The sequence below is a fragment of the Antrihabitans stalactiti genome, from assembly GCF_012932915.1.
GTDB classification, from domain to species: Bacteria; Actinomycetota; Actinomycetes; order Mycobacteriales; family Mycobacteriaceae; genus Antrihabitans; species Antrihabitans stalactiti.
Window position 1 is genome coordinate 443,672 of the sequence record NZ_VCQU01000001.1, and the last position, 18,320, is coordinate 461,991.

Here is an 18,320-nt window from a genome sequence, read left to right on the forward strand (position 1 = left end):
CCTCTCAGTAGGAACGCGGCAGGTTGAGTGATGTTTGGGCAACGAAGTTCAAGACCATCTCCCGGCTGACTGGAGCAGTGCGCATCAGCCTTGTAACGAACCACAATTCGGACAGCCCGTATTCGTGGGTCAAGCCGTTGCCGCCATGGGTTTGAATCGATTGATCCAGCGCTTTCAAGGCCGCCTCCGACGCCGCGTACTTCGCAATGTTCGCGGCCTCGGCAGCATTTTCACCCGCGTCGAACAGTTCGGCACTGCGCGCCGTCGCGAGTCGACCCAGCTCGACCTCGATGTGCGCCGCTGCAAGCGGATGCGAAATGCCTTGGTGCGCTCCGATCGGAACCGACCACACCTGCCGGTCGCGGGCGTAATCTGCCGCTTTGGTGACGGCATAGTTGCCGATTCCGCCGCAGAGCGCACCCACCAGGATTCGCTCGGGATTGAGCCCAGAGAATACCTGCCGGAGTCCGTTGCCCGCATGACCGATGAGCGCTTCCGGACCGACCCGGACGTCGTCGAGAAACACGGTGAACTGCTTGTCGGGCGACACGATCGACGTATCGATCTTTTGGATGCTCAATCCAAGAGCGTCGGTCGGAACAACGAACAGCGACAGTGCCTTTCGACTATCGGTCGAATGATCGGCGTCGCGCGCGACGAGCAGTACCGCATCGGCCTGATCGATCGCAGAGATGTAGTACTTCGAGCCGGAAATGGTCCAACCATCACCGTCGCGTCGCGCTGTCGTTTTGAGGTCGTGACTGTTGGAACCGGCATCGGGCTCGGTCAAGCCGAAGGCCATCTTCTTGCTGCCGTCCGCCAATGCGGGTAGCCACCGACGTTTCATCTCGTCGGTTGCGTGGTTGTTCAGAATCGATCCGCAGATCGCCGGCGAGATCACCCAGATGAGCAAAGGCATGCCGTGTGCTGCAAGTTCTTCTACGACGACGACAGCCTCGGCCATCCCACCACCACCACCGCCGTACTCCTCTGGCAAGTGGACGCCGAGCAGTCCGGATACGGCGAGATCCTGCCACAGTTCGTCGATATCGCCGCCGGCCCGGCCACGTTCGAGAAAGTAGGAGGCGCCATACTTTTCAGCGATCCGCGCCGTTGTTTCACGAAGGAGCCGGTGCTCGTCGTTGTCGCTGATCAAACCTGGCATTGGGTTACCGTCCTTCGAACGTAGGTCGTTGCTTTGCAACGAAGCTGGCGATGGCGTTCGCGGCGTCCGCCGTGGCGCCCGAGTAGGCGATGCCTTCGGATTCCTCGGTGAGTTGTTCGGACAGCGAATTCGTCCAGGAAGAATGGAGCAACGAGCGCATTCGTCCGAACGCCTTGGTCGGACCAGCAGCGAGCGTCGCTGCGGTGGAGAACGCACGATCCTCGAGCTGTTCGGCCGCAACGACTTCCGTGATGAGACCCCACTCGACGGCCTCGTCTGCGTCGAGTGCGCGGTTCTCGAGGTACATCTGCGCCGCGCGCCGCGGACCGATGAGTCGCGGAAGGTGCCACGTGCCACCGCCGTCTCCGGACAACCCGATCGCCGCGAATGCCGTGACGAACTTCGTGCCCGGCGCGGCGTAGACAATGTCGGCGGCATAGACGAACCCGAGTCCGCCGCCGGCTACGGACCCGTGTGCTGCCGTGACGATCGGCGCATCTAGGCGGTCGAAGATGCGAAATGCCTCGTGGAACGGTCCGGTCATGCGACGGAACAACTCGCCGTACTGTGCGCCGCCGTTCGCGGTGAAATACCCGATGTCACCGCCTACCGTCAGCGCAGGTCCGTTGCCCCGGAACAGAACCGCGCGGACCGCGCTGTCGCCGGCACAAAGCCGGGCGACCTCCAGGAGTTCTTCGCCGAGTCGAAGGTCGATTGCGTTGCGTTCATTCGGCCTGTTGAGGCAGATCACGGCAACTCCGTCGCGCACCGAATAGTCGATCGTCTCGAAACGTGTGGTACCCGACAGCGCTTCGTGCCACGCCTGCGTATCCGTGAGCTGATCCAACCGGCTTATCCGGCCGCCCTCGAATCCGAGGACGTGGACGAATTCCGCGTCGAGCGCCTTACCGGAGTCTTTTGCTGTCCCGACATAGCTGCCCGACACCGACAGCCGGTCGTCGTCGAGGACGTGGAACTCCTTCGGAACCGCCTTCGCGCTGTAGTGCTTCGCGATGCGGCCCCAGAAATTACGCAACATGTCGTCGGCGCTTCGGTAGCTGCCGCCAAGTCCCAGTGGCATTCCGGCCGTCGTATGTCCTTCGAACTCGGGGTGCAAGAGCGCGGCGAGCGCGGGCCTATCGCCCGTTGCAAGCGCCTCGTACAGCGCGGTCGCCGTCGCTGTTGCTGCGTATCGATCCATCAGAGCCTCCAATCCCCTCTCGTTCGGTCGGCCCCAGGTTGGGAGCCCGTTCGGGCGCGGACAACGCACGCGCCCGAACGAGAGGTCTTCACCGCGGTCGGGTTCTGCGGTTCTTCGAATTTAACATATATTAAACTCGACGCAAGTGCCGTGCGAGTTCGCACCGGTTCGACACTGGCCACGTTTCGAATCTATGTTAAATTCGACTGAGACCCCGAGACAAAGGAACCCACATGCCCGAGGCATACATCGTCGACGCTGTACGCACTGCGGTCGGCCGACGCGGCGGCGGGTTTGCCGGCGCCCACCCCGCCGACATGGCCGCTCATGTCATCTCGACCCTGGTCGGACGTCACGACTTCGATCCCGCAGCGATCGACGACGTCATCCTGGGCTGCCTCGACAACATCGGCTCCCAGGCCGGCGATATCGCACGGACTGCTGCGCTTGCGGCTGGCCTGCCCGAATCCGTTCCCGGCGTCACGATCGACCGCCAGTGCGGGTCCGCTCAGCAAGCGGTGCATTTCGCCGCGCAAGGCGTGATGAGCGGTACGTCCGACCTCATCGTTGCCGGTGGTGTGCAGAAGATGAGCCAGTTCCCGATCCTCAGCGCCTTCGCAGCGGGAGAACCATACGGCTCGACCGACCCCTGGACCGGGTCGAAGGGCTGGGCCGCGCGCTACGGCAACGAGGAGATCTCGCAGTTCCGCGGCGCGGAAATGATTGCCGAGCAGTGGAACCTGACCCGCAAGGACAACGAAGCATTCGCCTACGAAAGTCATCAACGCGCCCTACGCGCGATCGCCGAGGGTCGATTCGACCGCGAGATCACCGAATTCGAGGGTGTGACCGTCGACGAAGGTCCACGCGCCGACACCAGCCTCGAGAAGATGGCCGGACTGAAAACTCTCGTTCCGGGCGGCGTTCTCACCGCGGCCGTCGCCAGCCAGATCTCCGACGGCGCAGCAGCATTGCTTGTCGCGTCCGAAGCTGCCGTTGAGCGTTTCGGCTTCACTCCCCGCGCACGCGTCCACCACATCTCGGTCCGCGGTGCGGACCCGGTGATGATGCTGACCGCCCCGATCCCTGCGACCCAGCACGCACTGAAGCGCGCCGGACTGTCCATCGACGACATCGACGCCGTCGAAATCAACGAAGCATTCGCACCGGTCGTCCTGGCTTGGCTGGCCGACCTCGGCGCGGACCCTGCGAAGGTCAACATCAACGGCGGCGCAATCGCGCTCGGACACCCGATCGGCTGCACCGGCGCCCGGCTGATGACGTCGTTGCTGCACGAACTCGAGCGCACCGGTGGTCGCTACGGCCTGCAGACCATGTGTGAAGGCGGCGGGCAAGCCAACGTCACGATCATCGAAAGGCTCTGAGCGGCAATGAAACGCACGCTCTACAACGAAGACCACGAGCTATACCGCGAGAGTGTCCGAGAGTTTCTCGCCCGTGAGGTCGTTCCGTTCAAAGACAAGTGGGACGAGAACCGGTGGATCGATCGCGAAGTCTTCGCGAAGGCAGCGCAGGCCGGCGTGTACTCCTTGCAGGTCGGCACCGAATACGGCGGCTCAGGAGAGTCCGATTACCGATTCCGGATGATCGTCTGCGAAGAGGTGGCGCGCATCAACGCGCTGTCTTTCGGACTGACCGTCAGCCTCCAGGACGACCTCGTCTTGCACTATCTACTCGACCTCACCAACGACGAGCAGAAGCAACGCTGGCTTCCCGGTTTCGCAACCGGGGAGATCATCGGCGCGCTGGCGATGACCGAACCCGGCACCGGCAGTGATCTTCGCGGCATTCGAACCAGCGCCGTTCGTGACGGTGACGACTGGATTCTCAACGGGCAGAAGACATTCATTTCCAGCGGCATCATGGCCGACCTGGTTGTCGTCGCCGCCAGGACCGACCCCAAAGGCGGCTCGCAGGGCTTCAGCCTGTTCGTGGTCGAGAACGACACCCCCGGATTCGAACGCGGCCGCAAACTCGACAAGATCGGGCTGCCTGCACAGGACACCGCCGAGCTCTACTTCGAGAATGCGCGCGTACCCGCCGCCAACCTGCTCGGCGAAGAAGGCCGCGGGCTCGGCTATCTGATGAGCCATCTCCCCCGCGAACGGCTCGGCGTCACCGCGAAGGCGATGGCGACCACCCGCGCGATCTTCGACATCACCGTCGACTACTGCAACCAACGGCAGGCGTTCGGCGGACCGATCTCGCAGTTCCAGAACACTCGCTTCGAACTTGCCGAGATGGCGACCGAAATCGACATCGTCGAGGCCTACGTCGATAAATCGGTGCTGGCCTACAACGCTGGCGAGCTGACGCCCGTCGACGCTGCGAAGGGCAAGTGGTACGTCAGCGAACTGCAGAAACGCGTGATCGACCGTTGCCTGCAGCTGCACGGCGGCTACGGCTACATGACGGAGTACGCGGTCGGAAGGGCGTACGTCGACACGCGAATTCAGACCATCTACGGCGGCACGACCGAGATCATGAAAGAGATCATCGGTCGCGACATCGTCGGCAAAGGCTGACCGAGGCCCTCAGCGAGGCGTAGACATGTTCGTATCCACTACCAAGGAACCCCGATGAGCAAGCTGAGCGAAGACGAACAGGCGATCGTGGACGCGGTCCGCGACTGGGTCGAAAAGGAAGTCAAGCCCGTGGTGCACGAGCTCGAGCACTCGAATACCTATCCCGAGGATCTCATCGAGCAGATGAAAGAGATGGGGATCTACGGCCTGGCGATTCCCGAACCGTACGGCGAGGCCCCGGTGAGCATGCCGTGCTATGCGATGGTGACCGAAGAACTCTCCCGGGGATGGATGAGCCTTGCCGGTGCGATGGGTGGGCACACCGTCGTATCGAAGTTGATTCTCGCCTTCGGTACGGATGAACAGAAGCAGCAGTACTTGCCGCGCATGGCAACTGGCGAAGTTCGCGCGACGATGGCGCTCACGGAGCCGGGCGGCGGATCCGACCTGCAGGCGATGAAGACGGTCGCGAAGCGCGACGGTGACTATTTCGTCGTCAACGGCTCGAAGACGTGGATCAGCAACGCGCGCCGCTCGCAGTTGATCGCCCTGCTCTGCAAAACCGATCCCGCCGCAGAACCGAAACACCGCGGGATCAGCATCCTGCTCGTCGAACATGGACCCGGCCTGACCGTTTCGCGCGATCTCCCCAAGCTCGGCTACAAGGGGGTCGAAAGCTGCGAGATCACCTTCGACAATTACCGCGCACCCGCGTCGTCGGTCCTGGGCGGGGTCGAAGGCAAAGGTTTCGCTCAAATGATGAAAGGGCTCGAGACCGGCCGAATCCAAGTCGCATCAAGGGCTTTGGGTGTAGGATGCGCTGCCTTCGAATCGGCCCTGCAGTACGCGCAGGATCGCGAGAGCTTCGGGAAGCCGATCTGGAAGCATCAGTCCGTCGGCAACTACCTCGCAGATATGGGCACAAAGCTCACTGCCGCAAGGCAACTCGTGCTCTACGCGGCCGAGAAGTTCGAGGCTGGTGAACGCTGTGACATGGAAGCCGGCATGGCCAAGTTGTACGCCTCCGAGGTCGCGATGGAGATCGCGTTGGACGCGGTCCGTGTGCACGGCGGCTACGGCTACTCGACCGAGTACGACGTCGAGCGCTACTTCCGTGACGCACCGTTGATGATCGTCGGCGAAGGCACGAACGAGATCCAGCGCAACGTCATCGTGTCCCAACTCGTCGCTCGCGGCGGCATCGATCGCTGACTTCACCTCGCCGGTCCTCGTCGCCGAGGATAGGTGGGATTCCACTCGGTAACCGAGTGGGATCCCACATTCCCAGCCGACATGGACCGGATGGACTCTTCGTCACCGCCGAACGGGCTGTTGTGCGAACAACCCCCGAGTGGCGACAGCAATACCCGCCCCCCTCGGCCAAGCCGCCGGTTGGAGTCGCTCTCACCCGCCAACAAAACGTGGAATTCCACTCGGTAACCGAGTGGAATCCCACATTCCCGTCCGACCAACGTCCGCGTTCAGCCGACGGGGTTCTTGCCCAGTTCGGCACCGCTGAGATCGGTGATCTGATCCCACGACGCTGCGACCTCGTCGATCGACGGTGGCACGGTGAAGTTCACACCCTTCGACGCGAACTGCGCGACGCGGTGGACATTTCCGCCGCCGACGACGAGAACTGTTCCGGAATCAGCACATTCGTCGCTGACCAGATACCCGACCACAGGAGCGACCTGCGCCGGCGGAAGTGCGGCAAGAACCTCGGCGGGTGCCATGTCCTCGGTCATTCGCGTCGCAGCAATGGGCGCAACCGCGTTGGCGAGGATGTTGTACTTGCGGCCTTCGATGGCGAGCGTGTTGACCAGACCGACAAGCCCGAGTTTCGCTGCCCCGTAGTTTGCCTGGCCGAAGTTGCCGTAGATGCCACTCGTCGACGTCGCCACGACGACCCGCCCATGCCGCTGCTCCCGGAAGTACGGCCACGCGGCCCGCGTGACGTGGAATCCGCCGAACAGGTGCACGCGTTGTACCGACTCCCAGTCCGCGACCGACATCTTGTGGAATGCGCCGTCGCGCAGAATTCCCGCGTTGTTGATGACCCCGTGCACCGCGCCGAACTCGTCGATCGCAGTCTTGATCAGGGCTTGCGCCCCTTCTTCGTTCGCAATGTTGTCGTAGTTTGCAACCGCAGTGCCGCCGGCCGCGCGGATCTCGCTCACGACGCCGTCTGCCATCGCGCTACCTGCACCCGATCCGTCCCTCGCGCCACCGAGGTCGTTGACGACGACAAGGGCTCCTTCACGCGCAAGCAACAGCGCGTACTCCCGTCCGAGGCCACCACCGGCACCGGTGACAACGACGACTCGATCGGTTACTCCTGGCATGCCATATCTCCTTCAGACTTGTTGTAAATCAACCTTTTTCGCGCCCAACCAGGGACACGAACGACACACAGCTACCCGGGCGGCCGCCGAGGTTGTGCGTCAAAGCGATGCGTGGATCATCGAGCTGCCGCTTTCCTGCGAGCCCCTGCACTTGGAGCCACATCTCGTAGAGCATCCGCAGTCCGCTCGCACCCACCGGGTGACCGAACGACTTCAAACCACCATCAGGGTTGACCGGCAACCGACCGTCGAGGTCGAAATCGCCTGCGAGACTGTCCTTCCAGGCCTGACCCCGGTCGGTAAAGCCGAGATCCTCCATGAGGATCAACTCGGTCGGTGTGAAGCAGTCGTGCACCTCGGCGAGCGAAATCTCGGTGCGCGGATCCTCGATACCAGCCTGCGCGTATGCATCTCGTGCGCTGTGGACCACTTCGGGGAACGTCGTGTAGTCGTACTCCGGGTCCATCGCACCGCGTGCCGGACCCGCGACCAGCGAGAGCGCCTTCACGAACAGCGGCGTGTCGGTGTAGTTGTACGCGTCCTCGGCGCGCACGATCAACGCGCACGCGGCACCGTCGGACACGCCTGAGCAGTCGAAGATGCCGAGCCGGCCGGCGACCAACGGTGCGCCCGCGATCTTCTCCTTCGCGACCTCAGCCCGGAACTGCGCCTTCGGATTCAACGCGCCGTTGCGGTGGTTCTTCCACGCCACATGGGTCATCGCGTCGCGCATCGCCCCCGGATCGACCCCGTACCGCGCGCAATAGGCAGGATCCAGCAGCGAGAACGCTGCAGGAGCCGTCATCGACAACTCGGCGGACGTCCCGTCGCCAGGCGGATCACCGCGCAGCAACCCGGAGAACCCCGAGTCCTTCAGCTTCTCGACTCCGATTGCCACCACCCGGTCGTAGGCACCTGATGCCACGCCGTAGCACGCATTCCGAAACGCCTCGGACCCACTGGCACAATAGTTTTCGACCCTCGTGACCGGTTTGTAGTCCAAGCCGAGGGGCTTGCTCAGCGTGAGCCCGCTCTGCCCTGACCCCAACGTTCCCAGCCAGTACGCGTCGACATCAGCGCGATCGAATCGTGGGTTTGCGTCGAAGCAATCCGCCATAGCATCGATCAGCAGATCGTCGGCCGAGCGGTGCCAATGTTCACCGAACGACGTGCAGCCCATGCCGACTATCGCAACCTTGTCTCGAATTCCGTTGCTACTCAATGACTCGAGCCTTCCAGAAATAGTTGTGCACTCCCCCAGCGGTATTCAGGCGACGGAACGTGAGTGCGACCCGCGCACCGACTTTCAAGTCGGCACCAGTCGACTCGGCAACCTCGAGCGTGTAACGGCCCCCGCCGTCGAAGTCCACAACCGCTGCGACGACGGGCGGCGCAGGCGAGTACGCGAGGCGGTCTACCGTGAATGTCGCGACTGTCCCCTTCGCGCGAGCGAGCGAGCGCGCGGTCATCTGATCGACGGCACCGCACCGTTTGCACACCCGAGCGGGCGGTAGGTGGACGAGATCGCATGCTGTGCAGGTGGTTCCGGTAAAGGCGAATTTCCACGCTCGTGCGCGAGCCGAGGGTGGCGCTGCTGCCCGGTCGGGCTCGGGTCGGCGCGGCGGCTCTCGGTCGAGGATGCCGCGCCAGCTGAGATAGGTCGCGTACGGCACTTTGGTACCGGCGGCGAGCTGCTCGGCAACCGAAACCGGCTGTCTACCAGCAATGATTCGGTCCGTGGTTCGTAGCAACAGACCGTCGCAACCGTCGGCCGCCGAGAGCACCATGATGGTTTCGTCCGGACCGGCGTTGTCGAGCACACTTGCCAATGCCACTCCCACATCGGCCGTGCCGGCGTGCCCAATCGGCGACGACGTGGTCGACAGGCGGCCCTGCACCAGCGTTCCAGCCCGCTTGACCACACCCGAGTTGGGCGAGACCACGACGACGTGATCGGCATCGACAGCCAATTCTTTGACGACCCGCTCGATCAACGGGACGTACTCGTCGAGTCCGAACCGCTCTTCCCACTGACTTCCACCGCCGGCTCCCGGTGCGCGCCATCGGTCCAGAAACTCACTTGTAGTGCTGTATTCGGCAACCACTTCGGCAATCGCATGCGACGAATCGCCGAACACGAACGCCGCTGCCCCATCGCCCCCACCGAGCTCGTCCGCGGAACCGGGTCGACCGACGCGGACTTCGGCAAGGACCGCCACACCACCGGACGCGCGTGCTGCTTTGAGCGCCGCAATACCACTGCGCGCCGACCCTGCAACGTCCGCCGCAAACACGTCGTCCGGAAGCCCAAGTGCCGCATGCTGGGCCGTCGCGTTCGTCTTGTCCGCGTAGGCCGGGCTCGTCGTCGCGAAGAACAATGCGTTCGGGGCGCCGGTCAGTGCCGTGCATGCCGCCGCCACGCCCATCGTTGTGCTGTCCTCGTCGAACGACGCCACGACGCGCGCACCCTTCCCCGCCTTGATGCCCAACGTTGCTGCGATGTCAGCCAGCTGGACCCGCCCGCTCGGGAGGTACGTGCCGTAGCCGATGATCCCGTTCACGGTGCCTCGAAAAGTGCCGCCATGCCCTGGCCGCCACCGATGCACATCGACTCCAGCGCGTATTTGCCGCCGCGCCTGCGCAGTTCGTGCAGCATCGTCGTCATGATCCGGACGCCGGTCGCACCTATCGGATGGCCGAGTGAGATCCCGGACCCGTTGACGTTCAATCGTTCCTGATCCTCGAACCCCCAGCCCTTCAGCACGGCCAGCACTTGCACCGCGAAGGCCTCGTTCAACTCGACGAGGTCTACATCATCGAAGGACAACGTGGTCCGCGCGAACAGCTTCGCGACCGCAGGGACCGGACCGATCCCCATCCGGGACGGCTCGCACCCCGCGGCTGCCCAACCCCGCAAGTAGCCGATCGGCTCGAGACCCAACTCGTCGAGTTTGTCCTCGGCGACGACGAGACAGGCTGAGGCAGCATCGTTTTGCTGACTTGCATTGCCGGCGGTGACAACTCCGTTCTTCGACAGCGTGCGCAGCCGACCGAGCGATTCGACGGTCGAATCAGGGCGGATACCTTCGTCTCGGTCGAAGACGAGCGGATCACCCTTGCGCTGAGCAACTTCCACCGCGACGACTTCGTCTTTGAACAAGCCCGCGTCCCACGCCGCCGCCGCACGTTGATGACTGCGTGCCGAGAACTCGTCGGCCGCTTCGCGACTGATGTCGTAGTCGACAGCCAAATTCTCTGCGGTCTCGATCATCCCGCTGATCCGGCCGAACCTGGCCTCGGGTTGCGATCGCTCCCGGCCGCGATCCAACCGGTCGTACAGCGCGACGTTGCCCGCGCGCGAACCCCAGCGCATGCTCTGCGTGTAGTGCTCGATGTTGCTCATTGATTCCACACCGCCTGCCAGCACGACGTCGGCAGCCTCGGTCTGGATCATCATCGCCGCGGTCACGATCGACTGCAGTCCACCGCCGCAGCGTCGATCGGTCTGGAAGCCCGGAACCTCGATCGGCAGACCGGCATTCAGCGCGGCCCACCGGCCGATGCATGGCGCCTCAGAATTTGCATAGGACTGGGCGAACGACACGTCATCGATCCGGCTCGGGTCCACCCCAGACTGCTCGACCACCGCCTTGATGATCACCGTGGCCAACTCCTCGGCAGGCACCGTACGCAAAGCGCCGCCGAACGTGCCGACCGGCGTACGAAGCGGACTGACGATTGCCGCTCTCCTCATGAATCCTCCTTGCGGGCAACCGCTTCGGTTAGTCGGTCTCGATGGTCGGGGTGTGCGATCGCGATCATCGCCTTGCGTCGTTCGGATAGCGGCAGACCCCGGAGGTCCGCAACCCCGTACTCGGTGACGACGACACCGGCGTCGGCGCGAGATGTACTCACCGGACCGGACAACCGCGACACGATTCGAGTGCGATCCCCGGCCGTCGATGGCAGCGCGACAACCGGCACCCCGCCGGCCGATCGCGCTGCGCCACGCAGGAAATCGCCACCACCACCAACGGCACCTACATAACGGCCGGCCGCGACCTCGGCGTTGCATTGTCCGGTCAGGTCGACTTCGATGGCCGAGTTGATGGCGACCAGAGCCGGAGTTGCAGCGAGCACCGCTGCGTTGTGGGTGTACATGGTCGGTCGCAGTTCGATCGCAGGATTGTGATCGGCAAAGTCGAACAGACGCCGCGTGCCGTGCAAGAGCCCGGCGACCGACACTCCGGTGTCGTTCGTCTTTCGTGCGTTCGTGACGACGCCGCGTTCAATCACCTCGACCACCGAATCGGTCAGTAGGCCGGAATGAATACCGAGGTCGTTGCATTCGAAAAGCTCGTTGAGCACTGCGTCCGGAATGGCACCGATCCCGAACTGCAACGTGGATCCGTCGGCGACGAGTGATGCGACCTTCTTCGCGATCTGCTGTGTCTCGTCCGTACTTCGGGCTGCGGGGACCTCCGCAGGTGCTCTGCTGACCCGGACGGCGACGTCGATATCGGCCGCCGTCAGATATCGCGCGCCGTGGGTGAACGGCACCTGATCGTTCACTTCGGCAACCACCACCCGCGCCGAATCAATTGCAGCAGAGAAGTAATCGTCGGCAAGGCCGAGGCTGTGCCGCCCTGCGTCGTCGGCGGGCGAACACTGGACGAGGACGATGTCGGCCGCCAGCGGACCCGCGGTGAGCAACGTCGGCAACGTCGAATAATTGCCCGGGTAGATGTCGAGGACGCCTGCATCCGCGAGCGCGCGGTTGCTACCTGTTCCGCAGTAGCTGACGAACCGAATGTGATCCGCGTGCTCTGGTCGCACCGAATTCGCGGCTGGAATACCGATGAAGCAGGTCACGCCGCCCAAGTTTGCGCGTTGGTCCAGCAGACGCTCGACCAACGTGACGGGCTCGGCACACGCCTGACCCCATACGATGACGTCGCCAGGCCGCACGAAGTCGGCAAAATCGACCTCATCGGAATCGATCACGTCTGCACGTCCTCACGCCAGCGATCCGCCGAAGGGTCCAACAGTTGCTGCAAGTGCCCATCGGATATCCAGACGATCGTCTCCAATTCGAGGGCATCAAGGAAGCGGACCTGACCGGTTTTCAGGTCCTCCAATCGCAACCGTGGGCTGTTCGCCGAACGGTCGATCGATACCGCGACCTGTGCGAATTCGCTCGCGACGACACCGTCCATGGCTCGCTCCTTAGATCAAACTGGGTCAAATCAAAAACCCGAGGGTGGGCAATGCCTCGGCGCTGTTGACGAGCACGACCGTCTTACGGACCAGCTTGGTCTCGCCGTCGACCGACCGCAGCACGTAGGTGATCCGGCCCGCCCACATTTCGATGCCGCGCGGCTTCGATTCGTAGAGAACGAAATTGGCGCCGACCTGGGTTTCCGTGTCCGTCGACGACAGGATCTCCACGTTCGAGATCGTGCGTCGCAGGTTCGACGGTGGCGACTGCGCGTACCGCTTGCCGGTGCGTAATTGCTTGAGCCTGGTGGAGATTCGACGGCGGTTGTCGTAGATCACCGATACCTGATGCAGCGGGTCGGCCAGCGATCCGCCGGCTGGCACCCAATACAGCGCGTCGTCGGTCCAGAGCGCCTCCCACGAGTCGTAATCGTGCTCGTCGGCATAGCGTGCCTCGCGGTAGATGAACTGCTCGATCTCGCGAAGGTCGGCGATCGTCGCTTCCGTTGTTGTCATTTCGCCTCCATCAGACCCTTGTAGTGGCGCCAGAACGCGCGCATCGCGGTTTCGTCCGTCGCGCCGCCGACGAGGAAGCCGTCCTCGTCGGTCCTTTCGCGTCCGGCGCCGCGCCGGATGTCGAGCCATTCCGGCCGCAGTTGAGACACTCCTACTTGATTGCGCTCATACATTTCGGTGTCGTCGGCGAGGAGCATTCCTGCGGGACCGACCGATCCGATCGATTGCGACAGCATCCGCTTGTTCAGTTCCGGAGCGCCCTTGAGCTGCACTGCCGTCGAGTACTGGACGCACTCCGACGCCGAGATCGGCTGAATGTTGAACACCTGGATCTCTGCGATGAAGAGGTTCGGGAAGACCATCACGTGCGGGCCACCCTCGATGAGAATCTGCTCCGCATCGTCGCCATGCAACGCGCGCATTTTCGCGACGTAGTCCGGTACCCGGTCGGGAGTGGTCCCGAACCAGCGCATGGGCTCGGCGAATTTGCGAAATTCAGGACGCAGATCGTTCTCGCTGTGCCCATTGCCCAACGCGCGCGTCACCGCGGTCGAGTTGTCGCTGTAGAGCGGGCCGATGGTGCTGCCCGTGACGGAGAAAATCGAACCGTGCACGAACTGAGGGTGATAGCCGTCGGTTTCGTTCTCCGCCAACAGCTTCCAGTTGGCCCGGGTCTTGTGCTTGAGCCAACCGGCGTCCAGCTCGACCCTGCCCTCCGGCGACAGTCGTGCCAATCGGTCGATCTCCCCCGCCGCCGCCCCGAGATGCTCTTCGATCGACGGTACGTCCGGATTGAAGCTGCCGAATACGAAGCCCTGGTACACAGCAACTTTCGGCACAACGCCGAGGCCGAGGTCCAACTTGTTCGTGCCGTCGTAGCCCTTGCGGTAGGGGTAACCGAGCAGTTCTCCGGTGTTGCGGTACGTCCACCCGTGATAGGGGCACCGGAAGGAACTGGAATTTCCGGAAGGTTCGTCGCACACAAGGTTGCCCCTGTGCGCACACCGATTGACGAGCAGATGCACGTCACCCTCACGATCGCGGGTCATCACGATGTCTTGCGGACCGATGTTCTTTCGGACGTAATCGTTGGGCATCGGGACTTCACTGTCGTGACCGACGAACACCCAACCGCCGTACCAGATTCGCTGGAGCTCGTCGGCAAAGATAGCGGGGTCGGTGTACAGGCTGCCGTGGACTCGCTCGGGCTCGATCAGCTTCGAATAGTCAACGCGCGGAACTGAATCGGTGGTGATCGTCATGCGTACTGCTCCAATCGTTGCTGCACCTGAGCAACCAGGCGAAACTTCTGGACCTTGCCGGTCGGCGTGGTCGGCAACTCGTGCGCGTCGAGAAACACGACGTGCCTGGGGACCTTGAACCGCGCCAGCCGCGACTTGCACAGCTCGATCACGGCCTGCTCGTCGATCGTCGCGCCGGGGGCTTTGACGATGCACGCGCAACCAGCGTCGCCCCACCGCTCGTCCGGAACACCAATGAGATAGGCCTGGCTGATCTCGGGGTGCGCGGTCAGCAGCTCCTCGATCTCCTTGGGCATGACGAGTTCGCCGCCGCTTTTGTAGAGCTCTTTGCTGCGGCCGGTGACCTCGAGATAGCCGTCGGGTCGCACACGACCCAAGTCGCCGGAGAAAACCCACCCGTCGCGCAGCCCGTGCGCCGTCTCATCCGGTTTCGCCCAGAAGCCCAGCATGTTGGTGGGGCCTCTGGACACGAGTTCGCCTGTGGCACCTGCGGGTAGCGGTTCACCGGTCTCGGGATCGACGGTCCGGTACTCCGTCAGACCGCCACCCGGTAACCCCGCAACGCCGGCCATTTTCGGCCTACCGACCGTCGTCGACGTCAGCTCGAAAGCGTCTTCCGGAAGCGTCAGTGTCATTGCCCCACCGCACTCGGTCATGCCGTAACCGGTGACGATCTCGGTTGCGCCCAACTCCGCACGCACCCGTTCCCACAACCACACCGGTCCAGGGGCTGCACCGGACAGCACTGCTTCCAAGCTGGATAGATCGAAGGATGCACGGTCTGGGTGCTCGAGTATCGCCACGGTCATCGTGGGCACGCAGAGAATGTCGGTTGCTCTGTGTCGCTCCACCCCCGCGAGGTACTGCCGCGGGTCGAAAGATGTCTGCAGGACCACCGCGCCGCCCACCACCGTCGCGGCTAAGAGCCCTTCGACGTAGCCGAACATGTGATAACACGGCAGCGAGAACAGGATTCGACGTCCGTCGCCGAACGCTCGCGTCAGCGCCGACGCGTAGGCCGTGCGCAACACCGCGTCGTGCGTGATGAGAACGCCCTTCGGCGACCCCGTTGTACCCGACGTGTACAGAATGTCGCCGACAGCTCCAGGATCGACGTCGGCGCCCGCAGTCGGCTCCGCCAATGTCGACAGCTCATCGACGGTCAGCAGTCCGTTTCGCACGCGCCCGTCGGTCGAGAGCTGAATTACGTTGTTCAGCAGCGGCAGTCGCGATGCTATCTCGTCGAGCATGGCGAGGTAGTCCAAGCCCGCGAAGCCGGTCATCGTGATCAGCAGTCTGCACTCCGCTTGTGCGAGAACATATTCGAGTTCTGCGGCGCGGTACAGGAAGTTCATGGGGACGGCGACGCCGCCGACTTTCGCGATCGCAAACTTGATCGGAACGAACTCAGGGTAGTTCGCCATCAGTACACCGACGTGGTCGCCGGGACGAATTCCCAGCTCTACCAAGCCTGCCGCAAGTCGGTCCGACCATTCGGCGGTCTCGGCGTAAGTCAGAACGCGGTCGTCGGTGATGACGAGCGGTCGGCTGCCGTATCGTTCCGCGCGGTTGTCGAGCCAGCGACCCAACGACGACGGCGTCCACTGTGGGAACGCGTCGACGAGCGCTTGCCTGCGACGCGCGATGTCAGGACTGGTCATACTGTTCACCTGACCTCGTCGAGTCGATCGGACAGGATCGCGTCGCGAAGAACGAACTTCTGGACCTTGCCGGACGCCGTCAGCGGTAGTGCGTCGGTAATGAACCACCGCTTCGGTACCTTGAACGGCGCAACTCGCTGGCCGAGCTGACGACGCACTGATTCGACAAGTTCGGCTGGCCGTCGTTCGCCGCGGACCACGAGGACGGCAGCGACCGTTTCGCCCCACTTCTCGTGCGGCACACCGACGACCGCCGCCTGTGCCACCGCGGAATGCTCGACGAGCCTGGACTCGACCTCCGCAGGAGCAATATTTTCGCCACCGCTGATGATGAGATCTTTGAGTCGTCCGGTGAGCGTGATGTAGCCACGCTCGTCCATCGATCCGAGGTCGCCAAGGTGCAACCAACCGTCGCCGTCGACGGTGCGTGTGGTGGCGTCCGGATCTTTGTAGTACTCGATCATCTGCTGGTATCCACGGGCACAGATCTCGCCCTGTACGCCCAGCGGCGCCGTCGCACCCGAGACCGTGTCGACGATCTTGACCTCGACCTGACCGATCGGCCGACCCACCGTGCCGAGCTGATCCTCGATCGCGTCGGACCGACGAATCAAGGTGAGCACCGGGGCAAGCTCGGTCTGGCCGAACAGATTGTGGACCGCGCCGCCGAACACTCGGCGCGCGCCTTCGATCATCACGGCAGGCACATTCGCTGCTCCACCGAGGATGCTCCGGAACTGCGGTGCGGGTCGGTCGTTGTTCCGCATCGTCTCGAGAAGCGCGCCGAGGATCGTTGGCACAAAGAAGAGCACCGTTGCCTTCTCCTCGATTGCCCAGTCCAGAACTGACTGGGGCGCAAACGTTTCCACGAGTAGCGCGGTGCCCGCGATGGACAGCGGGCCCAAGGTCCCGATGACACACGACGCGGTATGGAACATCGGCAGCGGGTTGACGCACACCGCGCCTTCGGTGATCTCCGCTGCTTCCATCGTCAGCATTGCGACGTTGACGAGCGAACGGTGGCGAAGCAGAACACCTTTAGGCAGTCCCGTCGTTCCCGAGGTGTACTGCAGCATTGCAGGAGCGTCAGGATCGGTGGCAGTGGAGACGAACTCGGCCGAGCCACCCCGCCAACGATCCCGCTCGGACAGGCTGATGACGTGCACCAACGATGGGACGTCCGAGGCAACCTTCGAGACCACGGCAGCCATGTCGTAGTCCCGATTCGCATCGGCGTGAATAAGGACCGTCGCACTGGAATGCGTCAAGGCGTAACGCAATTCGTCCGCACGGAAGACCGGATTGATCGCGACCAACGTTCGGCCGGCAAGCGCGGCGCCGTACTGCACGATCGGCCATTCGACGACGTTCGGTGCCCAGATCGCAACGAAGTCGCCGGGCTCGGTCAGCTCGGTCAGAGCCGACGCCACCCGCCGGGCCTCCTCGTACAGCTCGCCGTAAGTGAGACGGCGCAGTTGGGTGGTTCCGTGCGGGGTACCGACGAGCGCCACCCTCGCATTGTGGGTGTCTGCGCGTTCCGCAAGCAGAGTGCCGACCGTGTGCTCCGACAGCGCTACCGAACTGTCTGCTGGCCAATATGATTCGACGAGTGTGGTCATGTGTCTCCTCCTACTAACTGCCGGTAAAGACCGGGCGGCGACGGTCGTGGAATGCGCTGACACCCTCGGCGAAATCGTCGGTGTCGAAAAGCTTGGCCTGGCTGTCGACCTCGTGATCGAGGATCGCGAACGGATCGCTCGGCCAGCGGGCGAGCAGCGACTTCATTTCCCGAACAGCTAGCGGCGGGGCCGCTGTCATCGCATCTGCGTCGGCGAGGGCGGCGGTCAGGACCGATCCGGGTTCTGCGACGGCATCGACCATGCCCAGTTCGAATGCTTCGAGCCCGGACAGCCTGCGCGGCAACAGCATCAACTGTTTGGCCCGCGCCGGCCCCACGCGCGCTGGTAGCGAGGCGAAGATCCCCATGTCACCCGCCAGACCGACACCGGTGAAGGCGGTGCTGAACACAGCATCCGATGCGGCGACCACGCGGTCGCATGCCAAGGCCAGCGACGTCCCGGCGCCGAATGCCGAACCTTCCACCGCGGCAACAACAGGTTTCGGACCACCCCAGATCGCGCGGACGACGCGTTGCGCGGCCTGGGCTCGCGGACGAGTCTTCTCTTCGCCTTGGCGCGCCATCGTCGAGATGTCGCCCCCCGAACAGAAGGACGAACCGGCTCCGGTCAGCACGATCGCCCGAATCATGCTGTCCGCCATTGCGTCATCGAGTCGTTCGGCCAACGCGACGCGCAGCGGGAGGTCGATCGCGTTGCGTCGCTGCGGACGATTCAGCGTTATGATCCGCACGGCGCCGCGGTCTTCGGTGACGACCACGTCGGTCATC

The 18,320-nt window shown here is 63.5% G+C and carries 16 protein-coding genes; 3 read left to right on the top strand and 13 right to left on the bottom strand.

The features are described from left to right. Positions 1–4: 4 nt before the first annotated feature. Positions 5–1,165 carry an acyl-CoA dehydrogenase family protein gene (locus tag FGL95_RS02220; protein WP_169584538.1) on the bottom strand — a complete coding sequence of 387 codons (1,161 nt, stop codon included), beginning with the start codon at positions 1,163–1,165 and terminating at the stop codon, positions 5–7. A 4-nt stretch (positions 1,166–1,169) separates the two neighbouring features. After that, positions 1,170–2,378 (bottom strand): enoyl-CoA hydratase-related protein, encoded by a 1,209-nt coding sequence (locus FGL95_RS02225; protein ID WP_420838007.1) that lies wholly within the window; start codon positions 2,376–2,378, stop codon positions 1,170–1,172. Between the two features lie 221 nt (positions 2,379–2,599). Between FGL95_RS02225 and FGL95_RS02230 the strand changes: the two genes are divergently transcribed. The 3 genes from FGL95_RS02230 to FGL95_RS02240 are packed head-to-tail and all read left to right on the top strand — an operon-like array spanning position 2,600 to position 6,124. Continuing rightward, the gene (locus FGL95_RS02230) at positions 2,600–3,751 is read left to right on the top strand and encodes an acetyl-CoA C-acetyltransferase (protein WP_169584540.1); all 1,152 of its coding nucleotides are present in this window, start codon (positions 2,600–2,602) and stop codon (positions 3,749–3,751) included. Between the two features lie 6 nt (positions 3,752–3,757). After that, positions 3,758–4,912 (top strand): acyl-CoA dehydrogenase family protein, encoded by a 1,155-nt coding sequence (locus FGL95_RS02235; protein ID WP_169584541.1) that lies wholly within the window; start codon positions 3,758–3,760, stop codon positions 4,910–4,912. A gap of 54 nt (positions 4,913–4,966) precedes the next feature. Continuing rightward, the gene (locus FGL95_RS02240; protein ID WP_169584542.1) at positions 4,967–6,124 is read left to right on the top strand and encodes an acyl-CoA dehydrogenase family protein; all 1,158 of its coding nucleotides are present in this window, start codon (positions 4,967–4,969) and stop codon (positions 6,122–6,124) included. Positions 6,125–6,393: 269 nt separating this feature from the next. On the opposite strand, the gene FGL95_RS02245 is transcribed toward FGL95_RS02240, so the two are convergent. Genes FGL95_RS02245 through FGL95_RS02295 form a run of 11 tightly spaced genes read right to left on the bottom strand, consistent with a single transcriptional unit; the run spans position 6,394 to position 18,319 of the window. Continuing rightward, positions 6,394–7,257, bottom strand: a complete 864-nt coding sequence (locus FGL95_RS02245; RefSeq protein ID WP_169584543.1) for an SDR family NAD(P)-dependent oxidoreductase — start codon at positions 7,255–7,257, stop codon at positions 6,394–6,396. A gap of 28 nt (positions 7,258–7,285) precedes the next feature. Then, entirely contained in the window at positions 7,286–8,479 is a 1,194-nt protein-coding gene (locus tag FGL95_RS02250; RefSeq protein ID WP_169584544.1) for an acetyl-CoA acetyltransferase, read from the bottom strand. Further along, a complete protein-coding gene (locus FGL95_RS02255) occupies positions 8,472–9,818 on the bottom strand; it encodes an OB-fold domain-containing protein (protein WP_169584545.1) in 1,347 nt (448 codons plus the stop codon). Before FGL95_RS02255 ends, FGL95_RS02250 begins: the two co-directional genes overlap by 8 nt. After that, complete coding sequence (locus FGL95_RS02260; protein WP_169584546.1) at positions 9,815–11,011, bottom strand: acetyl-CoA C-acetyltransferase; 1,197 nt, start codon at positions 11,009–11,011, stop codon at positions 9,815–9,817. The genes FGL95_RS02255 and FGL95_RS02260 overlap by 4 nt, the downstream gene beginning before the upstream one ends. Continuing rightward, the gene (locus FGL95_RS02265; protein WP_169584547.1) at positions 11,008–12,261 is read right to left on the bottom strand and encodes an acetyl-CoA hydrolase/transferase family protein; all 1,254 of its coding nucleotides are present in this window, start codon (positions 12,259–12,261) and stop codon (positions 11,008–11,010) included. Before FGL95_RS02265 ends, FGL95_RS02260 begins: the two co-directional genes overlap by 4 nt. Then, the gene (locus FGL95_RS02270) at positions 12,258–12,473 is read right to left on the bottom strand and encodes a hypothetical protein (protein WP_169584548.1); all 216 of its coding nucleotides are present in this window, start codon (positions 12,471–12,473) and stop codon (positions 12,258–12,260) included. Before FGL95_RS02270 ends, FGL95_RS02265 begins: the two co-directional genes overlap by 4 nt. A gap of 25 nt (positions 12,474–12,498) precedes the next feature. Next, the gene (locus FGL95_RS02275; RefSeq protein WP_169584549.1) at positions 12,499–12,990 is read right to left on the bottom strand and encodes an aromatic-ring-hydroxylating dioxygenase subunit beta; all 492 of its coding nucleotides are present in this window, start codon (positions 12,988–12,990) and stop codon (positions 12,499–12,501) included. Then, on the bottom strand, positions 12,987–14,252 hold the full coding sequence (locus FGL95_RS02280; RefSeq protein ID WP_169584550.1) for an aromatic ring-hydroxylating oxygenase subunit alpha: 1,266 nt from the start codon (positions 14,250–14,252) through the stop codon (positions 12,987–12,989). Before FGL95_RS02280 ends, FGL95_RS02275 begins: the two co-directional genes overlap by 4 nt. Next, positions 14,249–15,913: a class I adenylate-forming enzyme family protein gene (locus tag FGL95_RS02285; protein WP_169584551.1), complete on the bottom strand. Its 1,665-nt coding sequence runs from the start codon at positions 15,911–15,913 to the stop codon at positions 14,249–14,251. The genes FGL95_RS02280 and FGL95_RS02285 overlap by 4 nt, the downstream gene beginning before the upstream one ends. A 5-nt stretch (positions 15,914–15,918) precedes the next feature. Beyond that, positions 15,919–17,532 carry a class I adenylate-forming enzyme family protein gene (locus tag FGL95_RS02290; RefSeq protein WP_169584552.1) on the bottom strand — a complete coding sequence of 538 codons (1,614 nt, stop codon included), beginning with the start codon at positions 17,530–17,532 and terminating at the stop codon, positions 15,919–15,921. Positions 17,533–17,545: 13 nt separating this feature from the next. Next, positions 17,546–18,319: an enoyl-CoA hydratase/isomerase family protein gene (locus tag FGL95_RS02295; protein ID WP_206071381.1), complete on the bottom strand. Its 774-nt coding sequence runs from the start codon at positions 18,317–18,319 to the stop codon at positions 17,546–17,548. Position 18,320: the final 1 nt, after the last annotated feature.